This is a genomic window from Phenylobacterium sp. (genome assembly GCF_036402295.1).
Classification (GTDB): Bacteria; Pseudomonadota; Alphaproteobacteria; order Caulobacterales; family Caulobacteraceae; genus Phenylobacterium.
This window is the reverse complement of the sequence record NZ_DASWTE010000202.1, coordinates 1-12,969: the sequence shown is the minus strand read 5'-3', so window position 1 is coordinate 12,969 and position 12,969 is coordinate 1. Positions and strand designations below refer to the sequence as shown.

The following is a 12,969-nucleotide window of genomic DNA, read 5'->3' as shown; positions in this document are numbered from 1 at the left end:
TCCTTCACGCGCTCTCCGGCGCGCGTCCCGCCACCCGAGTGCTTAGCAAATGCTACGTCTTCGTCACAGCGCCGGATGCGTCTGAGCGCGGAACGTGGTCGTATGCCACGGGGACACTCGCATGCTGCTTCAGATCGAACTCTACGTGCTTGGCGCGATGCTGGTCGTTATGATCGCGGCCTGGGCCTATGGCCTGGCCGTGAAGAACGGCGGCTGGACCGACGTCTTCTGGACGTGGGGCACGGGCGTGGTGCTGGCCGCCGCGGCGCTGCTGGCCAACGGGGTCGGAGCGATCGGACCGCGGAACATCCTCGTGGCGGCGTTGATGGCGGTCTGGTGCCTGCGCCTGGGGCTCTACCTGACGCCGCGCGTGGCGAGCCACGACGAGGATCCGCGCTACGCGAAGATCCGCGCGACCGCGAAGACCTACCCCCTGACCATGCTGTGGGTGACCCTGCCGCAGGCGCCGGCCACAGCCCTGCTCGGCCTGTCCGTCGTGCTGGCCGCCCAGGCGCCGGGCGCGGCGCTGGGCTTGCGCGACGGGGTCGCCGCGGTGCTCTTCCTGGCCGCCATCACCGGCGAGGCGGTCTCCGACGCCCAGATGAAGCGCTTCCGCGAGAACCCGGCCAACAAGGGCCAGGTCATCGAGACCGGGCTTTGGGCCTGGTCGCGGCACCCGAACTACTTCTTCCAGTGGCTGGGCTGGCTGGCCTACCCCGTAATCGCGCTCGATCCCGCCCAGCCCGTCACCTGGCTCAGCCTCGCCGCGCCGGCCGTCATGTACGGCCTGCTGCGCTACGTCTCGGGCGTTCCGCTGCTGGAAGCGGAGATGGTCAAGTCCCGCGGCGACAAGTTCCGCGACTACCAGCGGCGCGTCAGCGTCTTCTTCCCCGTTCCACCCAAACGAGCCTGAGTTCCGAATGAGCCTGATCTCCGCCACCATCGACACGTTCGAAGGCGCGCCGCTTCCCGACATCGTCCGCAAGACCGCGATCCACCTCCTCGTCGCCAACGCGCGGCGCGAGCATTCCAAGGCCGGACCCGGAATCGAGGCCGCGTTCGCGCGCGACATGGCCGAGCACCCGATCGCCGAGCACACCGACGCTGCCAACGCCCAGCATTACGAGGTCCCCGCGGACTTCTTCCTCCAATGCCTGGGCCCGCAGCTGAAATACTCGTCGTGCCTCTACAGGAACCCCGGCGACACGATCGCCGAGGCCGAGGAGCACGCCCTCAAGGAGACGGCCGAGCACGCCGACCTGGCCGACGGCCAGCGAATCCTGGAACTGGGTTGCGGCTGGGGCTCGCTGTCGCTGTGGATGGCGAAGACCTATCCGGGTGCGAAGATCACCTCGGTCTCCAACTCGGCCAGCCAGAAAGCCTTCATCCTGGCGCGCGCGCAGGAACGTGGCCTCTCGAACCTCGAGGTCATCACCTGCGACATGAACGACTTTGAGGCGCCCGGAGAGTTCGACCGCGTCGTGTCGGTCGAGATGTTCGAGCACATGTCGAACTGGCGGGCGCTGTTGGGCCGCGTGCGGGGCTGGCTGAAGCCCGAGGGGCGCCTCTTCATCCACGTGTTCACGCACCGGACTACGCCCTACCGGTTCGACCTCAACGACGAGGCCGACTGGATCGGCAAGTACTTCTTCTCGGGCGGCGTCATGCCCAGCCATGGCCTGATGGCCCAGTTCCCCGACCTCTTCACAGTCGAGCAGGACTGGCGCTGGAGCGGGACCCACTATGAGAAGACGGCGCTGCACTGGCTCGAGGCCTACGACCGCAACGTCGGCAGGATCCGCCCGGTGCTGGAAGCCACCTACGGCAAGGACGCCACCCTATGGCATCGCCGCTGGCGGCTGTTCTTCCTCGCCACCGCGGGCCTCTTCGGCCACCGTGGCGGGACCGAGTGGGGCGTAAGCCACTACAGGCTGAAGCCCGCCTGAGGGCGGCAACTTTGTGGGCGAGGGGCATGCTTCGACTGATCACCGTCTACCTGGCGACCGGGATCGCGTTTGCGATCGTGGACTTCATCTGGCTCACCCAGTTCGGGCCCAAGGTGTACTTCCCGACCCTCGACCCGGTGGCGCTGCCCAGCGCGCGCCTGGGGCCGGCGGTGGTGTTCTACCTGGCCTACATCGCCGGCGTGCTGGCGCTGGTGGTTTACCCGCGGAAGAACGAGCCGCTGATGCGCTCGACGATCTACGGCGGGCTGCTCGGCGCCATGTGCTACGCCACCTACGACCTCACCAACCAGGCGACATTGCGGGTCTGGGCCACCCAGATCACGGTCATCGACATCCTCTGGGGAACCTTCATCACGGCCTTCGGCGCGACCGTTGGCGGTTACGTTCTCAGGCGGATGAGGCCCTAGCCCCGCCACATTCCTCCGTGCCATGGTCTTTTCGAAGGTCAGGCATAATATACGGCGTAAACGCCGAGCGGAGGTAAGGGATGGACGCGGTGATGGAACAGGCGAACCTGGACCAGCGGCTGGAGGCGGCGGCGCAGGTGGGCATGACCACCGCCGTGTGGGCCGAGGTCCAGCCCGACAAGGCCGCCGTGATCGATCCCGACGGCCGCGTCCGCACCTTCGCCGAGGTCAACGCCAACGCCAACCGCATCGTGCGGCTGCTGCGTGGCGCGGGCCTGAAGGCCGGCGACGCCGTGGCGCTAGTGCTGTCCAACCGCGCCGAGTTCATCGAGGTGCAGGCCGCCACCCTGCGCGGCGGCTTCCGCATCACGCCGATCAACTGGCACCTGACCGTCGACGAGATCGCCTACATCCTGAACGACTGCGAGGCCCAGGCGGTGTTCATCGAGCCGCGGATCGCCAACGGCCCGCCGGCCGCCGCCCAGGCGCCCGGCCTGAAGCTGAAGGTCTCGGTGGGCGGCGATATTGCGGGCTTCGTCGACTACGACGAGGTGCTGGCGGGCCTGGACGCGTCCGACGTCGACGACCCGGTGCTCGGCAACCAGATGCTCTACACGTCCGGCACGACCGGCCGCCCCAAGGGCGTCCACCGCACCACGGCGGTGGTGACGCCCCAGGCGATGTACGCGCTCCGCGGCTACGACGCCCGCTCCGTGCAGCTCTGCGCCGGCCCCGCCTACCACGCGGCCCCGCTGGCCTTCGACGTTCGCGCCGCCATGGGCGCGGGCGCGACCCTGGTGTTCCTCGACAAGTGGGATTCGGAGAACACGCTTCGCACCATCGCCGAGCGCAAGGTGACCCACATGCACCTGGTGCCGATCATGTTCCAGCGCCTGCTGGCCGTGCCGGACGCTACGAAGGCGCGCTACGACGTCGGCTCGGTCAAGTACATCATCCACGGCGCGGCCCCGTGCCCGCCAGAGGTGAAGCACGCGATGATCGAGTGGTTCGGCCCGGTGATCAGCGAGTACTACGCCGGTTCCGAGGGCGGCGCGGGCTTCATGATCGACAGCCACGAGTGGCTGCGGAAGCCGGGCTCGGTGGGCAAGCGGCCCGAGCTCCTGGGCTCGAAGATCCTGGACGAGCAGGGCGCCGAGTGCCCGCCGAACGTGGCCGGGACCATCTACCACCAGCTGCCGCCGGGCGGCGGGTTCACCTACTACAAGGACGAGAAGAAGACCCAGGCCAGCCGCGTCGGCGATTACTTCACCATGGGCGACATGGGCTACTTCGACGACGACGGGTACCTCTTCCTGACCGGCCGCAACGCCGAGACGATCATCTCGGGCGGGGTCAACATCTATCCGCAGGAGATCGACAACGAGCTGATCAAGCACGACGCCGTGGCCGATAGCGCGACGGTCGGCGTGCCGCACGAGGAATGGGGCGAGCAGGTGAAGGCGGTGATCCTCCTGAAGCCCGGCTACGAGCCCTCGGAGGCGCTGGCGCAGGAGATCCTGGACTTCGCCCGCAGCGCGCTCCCCAGCTTCAAGGTGCCGCGCAGCCTCGACTTCGTGACCAGCCTGCCCCGCTCCGAGGCCGGCAAGATCCAGCGCAACAAAGTCCGCGCGCCCTACTGGGAAGGCCGCGCCCGGCAGATCTAGCTAGTAGCGGCTCATCGTCACCAGGCCGTCCGCGAACGCCAGCCATTGCGGGCTGGTGCTCAAGGGGACGCGCAGGAACAGCATCGCGACCAGCAGGGTGAGCCCGATCAGGTACGCCGGATGCGGCCGCCCCCGCGTGCGCCAGTCGTAGATCATGGCCGCGACGATGATCAGGTAGACGACAAGCCCGGGTGCGATGGTGCGCTCGACCGGCAGCGGCATGCCGAGGCCGGGTCGCAACCCCGGCCCGCCGCCCGTATTGACCAGGAAGAAGACGCGGGCCATCGCCGCCGGCAGGACGGCGGTCGTCGCCAGCAGCATCAGCCGCCGATGGATCTCGGTCCGTCCGCGGAACGCCACTGCCGCAGCGAAGAAGCCCGCGAACATCGTGATGGCCGAGAGGGGAATTACCAGGAAGCCGAGGACCTTCGCCGGCGGCCTCCCTTCGGCGAGGTCGTGGGCGGCCCCGCCGATCGCCGTAGCGCCGCCGAGCAGGAACATGGCGGTGGCGAGCGCGATGCCGGCCAAGCCCCATGCGCGATGGTGGTCGAGCCGACCGTTGGCCTGCAGCCACGTCTGCGACAGGAACAGCAGCGGCCAGGCCGTGAAGACCACCGCGTGCATGTGCAGCAATCGCGACCCGACGAACGTGCCGACCGGCCACTGCAGCCAGTAAGTTCCGGCGAAGCCGCCGATGGCGATGAGGGCGCAGAGCCCTGCCATCCAGACATAGAAGAAGCGCGCCGAGGTGCGGGCCTCGCCCGCGGTTGCGACAGCCACCATCGCAGGAGCCTCCCGTTGCCCGGACCCGAACGCAACATGACTCTGTTCGACGAACGTGACTATCAGTTTGAGGCGGCGGTCCAGCTCGCCGAAAGATCGGCTATGCTCGGCTAAAGCTCGGTCGCTCAACCCACGCGCTGGCGCTAACAACTCCCCGTTGTCGGATTGGGAGTTTGCGGCATGGATGAGCCGGTGGAATACGTCGTGGGGCGGCGGCTGCGGCGCCGGCGACGGCTGATGGGGCTGACCCAGTCCGAGCTGGGCGTCCTTTGCGGCGTGAGCTTCCAGCAGGTGCAGAAGTACGAGAGCGCCCACACGCGCCTGTCCGTAGGCATGCTGTGGAAGCTGGCCTGCGCCCTCGAGGTGGACGTGAGCTATTTCTTCGCCGACGTGCCGCGGGCGCTGCCGGCCAACGAAGGCCGCCGCCTGCCGGCCGCCGAGACGCTGGCGTCCGCCAACGCCGCCTAGGCGGTCGCCGCCGCGCGTACCTGCTCAAGGAACCAATCGACGCCGGGGTCCTTCAAGCCGGCGCGCCGCATCAGCGAGACCGAGATCCGGCCTCCCTCGAACGGCGAGTCCAGCACCTGCACTCCAAACCGCTCCGCATATCGCTCCGCGAGCCGGCGCGGCATCGCACCCAGACCGTCGGTGGAGGCCACCAGGAGCAGGACGGTCAGCCACTGGGGCACGGCGGCCAGGTGCCTGACCCCCTCCGGGTACTTGTTGTTCGGGCCGGGCGGACCCGTCTCGCTGGGGTTCCAGGCGTAGATGTGACCCGTGGTTCGCCACTGCGCCTCGCTGAGCGTTCCTCGGATCGTCGGGTGGTCCGCCCGCGCCACCGAGCAGTACTCGTCCTCGAGGAAAGGCTCGATGAGGAAGCCCGGGCGCGGCTCCCAGAAAAGCCCCAGGGCGAAGTCGGCGTCGCCGCGTCGCAGGTGTTGCATCGCCTGCTCGTCGTCGGCGTGGCCGATCAGGAAGGTGACGTCCGGCGCGACCTCGCGCAGCCGGCGGATGAGTTCGGCGCCGAGGAGCGCGGTGACGAACTCGGGCGCGCCGAACTTGAACTGCCGTCGGCTCGTGGCCGGATCGAACCGGGCGTCCGGATCGAGCGCCTCGCCCGCCAGTCCAATGAGGCGTTCGATCTGCGGCCCCAACTCGAGGGCGCGTCGCGTGGGTTCGAAGCCGTGCGGGCGTCGGACGAAGAGCGGATCGTCGAACAGGTCGCGCAACCTTCCGAGGGCATGGCTGATCGCCGGCTGCGACAGCCCTAGGCGCGCGGCCGCTTGGCTTGCACGACCGGTCCTGAGCAGCTCGCGGAACACCAGCAGGAGGCCGCCGTCGAGGCGTCGTAGTTTATTCGTGTCGATATCACTCATTCAGCGAATTCAGTACGACTGAACTCGCAGACGCGCCAGCATTCGGCGCATGAACCACGCCGCCCTCCCCGCCGCGCTACTCGCCGCGGCGCTTCTGGCCCCGGCTGCCCACGCGCAGTCGGGGCTCTATTCCCACGTCTCGCTGACGTCGGACTACCGCTACCAGGGCGTCTCCAGCACCGACCGGCAGCCCGCGGTCCAGGGGGTGGTCCACTATTTTCGGTCGGACGGATGGTACGCCGGGCTCTTCGCAACTGAGGTGGGCTACGGCTACGCCCAGAGCCCGAGTTACGAGCTCGACTTCTACGGCGGCAAGACGCTGAAGCTGAACCCGAAGACCGACCTCAAGCTGCAGGGACTCTACAGCACCTTCCCCGACAACCGGACGCCGGGCCCGACCTTCGACTTCGTCCAGGCCGGCGTGTCGGTGATCCGCAAGGGCGGCGCGCTCACCCTGACCGGACTCACCACCTATGTCCCCAAGGGCTCGTACGGGGCCGGCCAGGTCTGGCGGGTCGAGGGCGCGGCGGACTACGTGCTCGCCAAGGGCCTGACCCTGAAGGCCCTGGCCGGCCACCAGACCACCGAACGGCGGCCCGATCGCAGCTACTGGAGCCTCGGCGCGGAGGCGCGCTGGCGGCATCTCATCTTCGACGTCCGCTACCAGGACACCGACCTCTCCAGGGCCCGCTGCGGCTTCAACCCGGACATCTGCGGCCCTTCGGTCACCGGCGCGGTCACCGCGGTGATGCCGCTGATCCTGTTCTGAGGCTTGGCCGCGTCCGAAATCCGCCTAAGGTCCCCGGCGCAATCCTTCGGGGGCTTACCAGTGAAACAGCTTGTCCTCGGCGCGCTCGCCGCCGCCGTCCTCTCCGCGCCCGCCGCCGCACAGACCACCTTCGTGCAGGCCGGCCGGGTCCTGGTCGATCCCGCCTCGGGCACGGTCGAGACCGCCAAGACCCTGGTCGTGCAGAACGGCAAGGTGGTGCGCATCGCCGACGGCTACGTCGCCGAGGCCGGTGGCAAGGTGGTGGACCTGAAGTCGGCTTTCGTCCTGCCCGGCTTCATCGACAGCCACGTCCACATCACCGGCGAGCAGAACCCCAGCTCGCGGCTGGAGGAGGTGACCCAGTCGTCGGCCGAACAGGCCATGGTGGGCGCGCGCTACGCGAAGAAGACCTTGCTGGCCGGCTTTACGACCGTCGCCGACCTGGGCGCCGACGACGACGCCATCTTCGCGCTGCGCAAGGCGATCGCGCTGGGCGACGTGCCCGGCCCGCGGATCGTCGCCTCGGGCGGCGCCATCTCGGTCCACGGCGGCCACGGCGACGTGAATGGCTTCCGCGAGGACGTGATGCACGTGCTGCGGCCCGACTCGGTCTGCTCCGGCGCCGCCGACTGCGCCCGCGCCGTCCGCGAACAGGTCTGGAAGGGCGCCGACGTCATCAAGATCACCGCCACCGGCGGCGTGCTCTCCAACACCGCCGCGGGTCTGGCCCAGCAGTTCTCCGAGGACGAACTGAAGTCGATCGTCGAGTCGGCCCACCGCATGGGCCGCCGCGTCACCGCCCACGCCCACGGCGGCGACGGCATCGTCAGCTTCATCAAGGCCGGCGGCGACTCCATCGAGCACGGCACCTACCTCGACGCCGAGGGCATCGCGCTGATGAAGAAGAACGGCGCCTACCTGGTGCCGACGCTTATGGCCGGCGACTTCGTCTACCGGGTGGCCTCGGGTCCCAACAACTTCCTGACCCCCGCCCAATCGGCCAAGGCTCTGGAGGCCGGGCCGAAGATGCTGGACATGGCGCGCCGCGCCCACGCCGCCGGCGTGAAGATCGCGTTCGGCACCGACACCGGCGTCTCGGCCCACGGCGACAACGCCGGCGAGTTCGCGCTGCTGGTGAAGGCGGGCATGACGCCACTGCAGGCGATCCAGGCCGCCACGGTCAACGCCGCCGACCACCTGCAGCTCTCCGCCGTCGCAGGCTCGCTGACCCCCGGCCACGCCGCCGACATCGTGGCCGTCGACGGCGACCCCACGAAGGACGTCACCGTGCTCACGAAGGTGCGCTTCGTTATGAAGGACGGCGTGGTCCACAAGGGGCCGTGAGGGAAACGCACGGAAACCAACCGTGTTTGGCCCCGGTTGGCCGCGCAGGGCATAAGCCGCGGCCATGATTCCGTTCATCGACCTGCAGGCCCAGCGCGCCCGCCTCGGCCAGGCGCTGGAGGACGCCATCCTCAAGGTGGTCCGCTCCGGCGCCTACATCATGGGCCCCGAGATCGCCCAGTTCGAGGCCGAGCTCGCGACCTTCGGCCGGGCGCCGCACGCGCTGTCGTGCGGTTCCGGCACCGAGGCGCTGGTGCTGCCGCTGATGGCCTGGGAGATCGGGCCCGGCGACGCGGTCTTCTGCCCGTCCTTCACGTTCGCCGCCACGGCCGAGGTCATGCCGCTGGTGGGCGCCTCGCCAGTGTTCGTCGACGTGCTGCCCGACACCTACAACCTCGACCCCGCGAAGCTCGAAGCCGCCGTCGCCGCCGTGAAGGCCGAGGGGAAACTCACGCCGCGCGCGGTCATCGCCGTCGACCTGTTCGGCCAGCCGGCGGACTATCCGGCCATCGCCGCGGTCTGCGCGAAGCACGACCTGAAGCTGATCGCCGACTCCGCCCAGGGCTTCGGCTGCACGCTCGCAGGCCAGCACCCCATCCACTGGGCCGACGTCACCACCACCTCGTTCTTCCCGGCCAAGCCGCTGGGCTGCTACGGCGATGGCGGGGCGGTGCTGTCGAAGGACGCCCGCTTCCACGACCTGCTGGTCAGCCTGCGCGTCCACGGCCAGGCGGTGAAGAGCGACCTCGAGGGCCGCACCTTCGACCACGACCCCAAGTACCTGAACATGCGGGTCGGCATGAACAGTCGGATGGACACCCTCCAGGCCGCGGTCCTGCTGCAGAAGCTGACCATCTTCGCCGACGAGATCGAAGCCCGGAACGTGGTTGCGGCGCGCTACGCCGACGGCCTGGGCGACGTAGTGCGCGTCCCGCCCGTGATCGACGGCGGCGTCTCGGTCTGGGCGCAGTACGTCATCGAGACCGACGACCGCGACGGCCTGGCGGCCCACCTGCGCGGCGAGGGCATCCCGACGGCGGTCTACTATCCCGTCCCGCTGCACATCCAGGCGCCGTACCGCAGCTATCCGCAGCCGGGAGGCCTGCCGGTGACGGAAGCGGCGGCCGGCAAGGTCCTGGCGCTGCCGATGCACGCCTACCTCGAGCCCGAGGTGCAGGACGGCGTCATCGCGGCCATCCGCAACTACGTGAAGCGGAACGGCTAGCTAGGTCAGGCTGCCCACGATCGAGGCGCGCTGGGAGAGCTCGATCCAGTTGCCGTCCGGGTCGCGCACCATCGAGATGCGCGCCGTGGTCCCCAGCGTCAGCGGCGCCAGCGCCTCGCGGCCGCCCCTGGCCAGCACGGCGGCGTGCTCGTCGTCGACCTTGAACACCTGGAAGGTGATGTAGCGCCAGCCCGGGCCCTGCATCTGCGCGTCGGCCGGCGCGGCGGGATCGGGCTCCAGCAGGACCAGGCTCTCGCCCGCGCGGAACACGCCCGGCCGCTCCTCGGGCAGGCCCAGCGCCTCGCCGTAGAACCGCCGGTGGGCGTCGAGGTCGCGGACGCCGATCCGCACGCCGATCTGGGTGACGCCGTCATGGCCCGGCGGCACGAGGCTCACGCGGTTGCCGTCCGGGTCGGCCAGCGCCCGCGGCGCGACCAGGCCCTCGCGCGCGATCACCAGCTCGCGGTAGCCGCTGGGCGGGTTGGCCGGCAGGGGCGCGGTGTGGTGGTTGATCTTCAGCACGCTGCCCGCGACGTCGTGGCGGTGCTGGTCCTGGCCTTTCCGGATCGGCAGCACGTGGTCCAGCGGGACGCCCACCTCGCCCTGCCAGAACGCCAGCATCGGAGCGAGGTCATTGGTGGCGAGGCCGATGTCGATCCGCGGCTTGGCGAGTTGCACGGCCTACTTCCGCACGGCCTTCAGCGCGCCCACGATCACCTCGTTGGTGGTCTGGCCCTGCTGGCGGCTGTTGTAGAGGCCCGCGGTCATCACCACGACCACGCCCTGGTCGCGCACGACCACGATCCGCTGACCCCCGTTGCCGACGCCCGCCGCCCAGGGCGTCGCGGGTTCGAGCTGACAGCCCGCGAACAGCCACCAGAAATAGCCGTAGCGCGTCCCACACGTCGGATCGGGCTGCACCTGCGCCTTGGGGGTCGTGGCCGCCTCCACCCAGCGCGCGGGGATCACCTGGCGGCGGTTCCAGCGGCCGCCGTCCAGCACCATCCGGCCCACCTTGGCCATGTCGCGCGGCGTCATCCTGAGCCCGGAGGCCGCGTAGGGCACGCCCTTGCCGTCCTTGATCCATTCCACCTTGGGGATTCCCAAGGGCTTGAACAGCTTCTGCTCGGCATAGGCCTCGAGCGGCGTCTTGGTCGCGCGCGCCAGCACCGCCGCCATCACCGCGACGTCGCCGCCCGAATACTTGAACGCCGCGCCCGGTTGGGTGTCGAAAGGCTGACTCAGCACATAGCGGTAGGGGTCCTTCGCGAGGTCCATGGCGATCTCGGAGTTGCGCGGGTCGGTGTAGGGAAAGCTGTCCTCGTCCCAGTGCAGGCCTGAGGTCATGCTGAGCAGGTGGCGCAGCGTGACGCGTCGCCGCTCGGGCGTCTGCAGGTCGGCGTACTCGGGGAAATAGTCGAGCACCGGCGTGTCCAGGCTCTTGATCGCGCCCTCCTCTACGGCCACGCCGACCAGCAGGCCGACGACGCTCTTGGTCACCGAGCGGACGTCGTGGAGCGTGTCGGGGCCGAACGCCACCTCGCCCAGTGGGAAGCCGCGGCGCTCGTCCTTGCCCGGGAAGTACCACTCGGCGAGCGTGTCTTCCCCGCGCATCACGATGACGCTGTGGACGCCGGGGATCTCGCCCGCCTCGATGCGGGTCTTCAGCGCGGCGAGCGCGGCCTCGTCGGCCCGCGCGGCCGGGGCCAGCAACAGGACGGCCAGCGCGGCCGCCAACAGGGTCCTGAGCATCGTCCCCTCCATGCCTTTCCGCCAATCTAGGACCAGCGCGCCTACTCGCGCACCTTACGCTTGCGCAGGGTCAGGGCGCGTGACAGGAGTCCCGTCAAACAAACGTTTGAGAGGGACGTCCCATGAAAGCCGCCGTTTACTACGAGAATGGCCCGCCGGACGTCCTGAAGTACGAGGACGTGCCCGACCCGCAGTGCCACCCGAAGGGGATCGTGATCCGGGTCGAAGCGGTCGCCATCGAGGGCGGCGACACGCTGAACCGCTTCGGCGGCGCGCTGATGACCACCCCGCACGTGGTGGGCTACCAGGCCGCCGGCGAGGTGATCGAGGTCGGCGCCGAGGTCACGAACTTCAGCGTCGGCGACAAGGTCTGCACGACCGGCGGCTGGGGCAGTCACGCCGAGCTTCGCGCCGTGCCGGCGCGCACGGCCTGGAAAGTCCCCGCCGGGCTCAGCACCCGCGAGGCCTCAGTCATCCCGGTCACCTTCGGCACCGCCGACGACTGCCTCTTCGAGTTCGGCCGCCTGAAGGCCGGCGAGGTCGCGCTGATCCAGGCCGGGGCGTCCGGCGTGGGCGTGGCGGCGATCCAGCTCGCGGCCCGCGCCGGCGCCTCGATGGTGATCGCCACCGCCTCGTCGGATGAGCGCCTCGAGCGGCTGAAGGCGCTCGGGATGACGCATGGGATCAACTACAAGACGCACGACGTCGTCGAGGAGGTGATGCGGATCACCGGCAAGAAGGGCGCCGACGTGGTGGTCGACTCGGTGGGCGGCCCCACGCTTCAGGGCTCGATCCTCGCGCTCGCCTACCGTGGCCGGGTCTCGTCGGTCGGACAGGCCGGCCGCGACCGGCAGAAGATGGACCTGTCGACGCTGATGGGCGGCAACCGCACCATCTCGGGCGTCTTCCTGGGCGCCGAGATCGCCACCGAGCGGGTGCAGAACAACATCAGAAAGCTGATCGACGATGTGGCGAAGGGCGAGCTGAAGGTGGTGATCGACCGCGAGTTCCCGCTGTCGGAAGCCGCTGAGGCGCATCGCTACATCGAAAGCCGGCAGGCGGTGGGACGCGTGCTGCTTATTCCATGAGCGCCTCCAGCAGAAGTGGACACCGGTTCTGCGCCCGGGAGGCGTTCCACTTTTCTTGCTGGCGCGCCGTCCAGGCGGCGAACCGGCTTCCCCTTCGCCTGACGGCGCGCTAGCGGCCGAAGACCTTCAGCCAGAGTCCGGCGATGCCAAGCAGGATGAACACCCACATCGCCAGGGAAAGCAGCAGGGGAACGATGACGCGCATGCCTTCCGCTCAGCCCTCCCCCAAGGCGATTCCCGGCGCAATGTTTGGCGCAGTCGCCCCCGTAAGACCAGCCACTTCACGCGCTCGGATAGACGCTGTCCAGACCGTACAACCCTCAGGGTACCCAGGAGCAGGAGCAACCGATGCCCAAAGCCCGTAGCGGCGCCGTCGAGATCGAGTACGAGACATTCGGCGACGACCGGCCGGAAACCGTGATCCTCGTCAACGGCCTCGGCTCGCAGATGACCCGCTGGCCCGAGGCGTTCTGCGCGAAGCTGGTCGCGAAGGGCTACCGCGCCATCCGCTTCGACAACCGAGACACCGGGCGCTCCACCTGGTTCAAGTCGGGCGACCGCTACACGCTGAAGGACATGGCCGCCGACGCGATC

General features: G+C 69.2%; 14 protein-coding genes. 10 read left to right on the top strand and 4 right to left on the bottom strand.

Translation table 11 applies throughout. The annotated features are described in order from the left end of the window. Window positions 1-121 precede the first annotated feature (121 nt). The 4 genes from VGD44_RS12720 (at window position 122) to VGD44_RS12705 (ending at window position 4,038) form a co-directional block, all read left to right on the top strand. A complete protein-coding gene (locus VGD44_RS12720) occupies window positions 122-913 on the top strand; it encodes a DUF1295 domain-containing protein (RefSeq protein ID WP_331087538.1) in 792 nt (263 codons plus the stop codon). A gap of 7 nt (window positions 914-920) precedes the next feature. Continuing rightward, the gene (locus VGD44_RS12715) at window positions 921-1,946 is read left to right on the top strand and encodes a cyclopropane-fatty-acyl-phospholipid synthase family protein (protein WP_331087536.1); all 1,026 of its coding nucleotides are present in this window, start codon (window positions 921-923) and stop codon (window positions 1,944-1,946) included. A gap of 26 nt (window positions 1,947-1,972) precedes the next feature. Next, entirely contained in the window at window positions 1,973-2,374 is a 402-nt protein-coding gene (locus tag VGD44_RS12710) for a DUF2177 family protein (protein WP_331087534.1), read from the top strand. Window positions 2,375-2,454: 80 nt separating this feature from the next. Next, entirely contained in the window at window positions 2,455-4,038 is a 1,584-nt protein-coding gene (locus tag VGD44_RS12705; protein WP_331087532.1) for an AMP-binding protein, read from the top strand. Here the strand turns inward: VGD44_RS12705 and VGD44_RS12700 are convergent, their stop codons facing one another. After that, window positions 4,039-4,821 carry a hypothetical protein gene (locus tag VGD44_RS12700; RefSeq protein ID WP_331087530.1) on the bottom strand — a complete coding sequence of 261 codons (783 nt, stop codon included), beginning with the start codon at window positions 4,819-4,821 and terminating at the stop codon, window positions 4,039-4,041. A 180-nt stretch (window positions 4,822-5,001) separates the two neighbouring features. On the opposite strand from VGD44_RS12700, the gene VGD44_RS12695 reads away from it, so the two are divergent. Next, the gene (locus VGD44_RS12695) at window positions 5,002-5,289 is read left to right on the top strand and encodes a helix-turn-helix transcriptional regulator (protein WP_331087528.1); all 288 of its coding nucleotides are present in this window, start codon (window positions 5,002-5,004) and stop codon (window positions 5,287-5,289) included. Here the strand turns inward: VGD44_RS12695 and VGD44_RS12690 are convergent. After that, the gene (locus VGD44_RS12690; RefSeq protein WP_331087526.1) at window positions 5,286-6,197 is read right to left on the bottom strand and encodes a LysR family transcriptional regulator; all 912 of its coding nucleotides are present in this window, start codon (window positions 6,195-6,197) and stop codon (window positions 5,286-5,288) included. The genes VGD44_RS12695 and VGD44_RS12690 overlap by 4 nt on opposite strands. A gap of 49 nt (window positions 6,198-6,246) precedes the next feature. Between VGD44_RS12690 and VGD44_RS12685 the strand changes: the two genes are divergently transcribed. The 3 genes from VGD44_RS12685 (at window position 6,247) to VGD44_RS12675 (ending at window position 9,535) form a co-directional block, all read left to right on the top strand. Next, window positions 6,247-6,966 (top strand): TorF family putative porin, encoded by a 720-nt coding sequence (locus VGD44_RS12685; RefSeq protein ID WP_331087524.1) that lies wholly within the window; start codon window positions 6,247-6,249, stop codon window positions 6,964-6,966. Window positions 6,967-7,026: 60 nt separating this feature from the next. Next, window positions 7,027-8,310: an amidohydrolase family protein gene (locus tag VGD44_RS12680; protein WP_331087522.1), complete on the top strand. Its 1,284-nt coding sequence runs from the start codon at window positions 7,027-7,029 to the stop codon at window positions 8,308-8,310. A 64-nt stretch (window positions 8,311-8,374) separates the two neighbouring features. After that, on the top strand, window positions 8,375-9,535 hold the full coding sequence (locus VGD44_RS12675; RefSeq protein ID WP_331087520.1) for a DegT/DnrJ/EryC1/StrS aminotransferase family protein: 1,161 nt from the start codon (window positions 8,375-8,377) through the stop codon (window positions 9,533-9,535). On the opposite strand, the gene VGD44_RS12670 is transcribed toward VGD44_RS12675, so the two are convergent. Both VGD44_RS12670 and VGD44_RS12665 read right to left on the bottom strand, forming a co-directional pair. Continuing rightward, complete coding sequence (locus VGD44_RS12670) at window positions 9,536-10,213, bottom strand: VOC family protein (RefSeq protein ID WP_331087518.1); 678 nt, start codon at window positions 10,211-10,213, stop codon at window positions 9,536-9,538. Between the two features lie 3 nt (window positions 10,214-10,216). After that, a complete protein-coding gene (locus tag VGD44_RS12665; RefSeq protein ID WP_331087516.1) occupies window positions 10,217-11,287 on the bottom strand; it encodes a serine hydrolase in 1,071 nt (356 codons plus the stop codon). 122 nt (window positions 11,288-11,409) lie between these two features. Between VGD44_RS12665 and VGD44_RS12660 the strand changes: the two genes are divergently transcribed. Beyond that, a complete protein-coding gene (locus VGD44_RS12660) occupies window positions 11,410-12,375 on the top strand; it encodes a zinc-binding alcohol dehydrogenase family protein (protein WP_331087514.1) in 966 nt (321 codons plus the stop codon). 348 nt (window positions 12,376-12,723) lie between these two features. Continuing rightward, window positions 12,724-12,969 (top strand): alpha/beta hydrolase (locus VGD44_RS12655; RefSeq protein ID WP_331087512.1); only part of this gene is annotated, 246 nt, incomplete at its 3' end.

Excerpts from the sequence above, each read along its gene's own strand:
- VGD44_RS12675 (WP_331087520.1), top strand. The coding sequence starts at position 8,375 with ATGATTCCGTTCATCGACCTGCAGGCCCAGCGCGCCCGCCTCGGCCAG.
- VGD44_RS12720 (WP_331087538.1), top strand. The coding sequence starts at position 122 with ATGCTGCTTCAGATCGAACTCTACGTGCTTGGCGCGATGCTGGTCGTT.
- VGD44_RS12700 (WP_331087530.1), bottom strand. The coding sequence starts at position 4,821 with ATGGTGGCTGTCGCAACCGCGGGCGAGGCCCGCACCTCGGCGCGCTTC.
- VGD44_RS12715 (WP_331087536.1), top strand. The coding sequence starts at position 921 with ATGAGCCTGATCTCCGCCACCATCGACACGTTCGAAGGCGCGCCGCTT.
- VGD44_RS12690 (WP_331087526.1), bottom strand. The coding sequence starts at position 6,197 with ATGAGTGATATCGACACGAATAAACTACGACGCCTCGACGGCGGCCTC.
- VGD44_RS12710 (WP_331087534.1), top strand. The coding sequence starts at position 1,973 with ATGCTTCGACTGATCACCGTCTACCTGGCGACCGGGATCGCGTTTGCG.
- VGD44_RS12695 (WP_331087528.1), top strand. The coding sequence starts at position 5,002 with ATGGATGAGCCGGTGGAATACGTCGTGGGGCGGCGGCTGCGGCGCCGG.
- VGD44_RS12660 (WP_331087514.1), top strand. The coding sequence starts at position 11,410 with ATGAAAGCCGCCGTTTACTACGAGAATGGCCCGCCGGACGTCCTGAAG.
- VGD44_RS12705 (WP_331087532.1), top strand. The coding sequence starts at position 2,455 with ATGGACGCGGTGATGGAACAGGCGAACCTGGACCAGCGGCTGGAGGCG.
- VGD44_RS12665 (WP_331087516.1), bottom strand. The coding sequence starts at position 11,287 with ATGCTCAGGACCCTGTTGGCGGCCGCGCTGGCCGTCCTGTTGCTGGCC.
- VGD44_RS12685 (WP_331087524.1), top strand. The coding sequence starts at position 6,247 with ATGAACCACGCCGCCCTCCCCGCCGCGCTACTCGCCGCGGCGCTTCTG.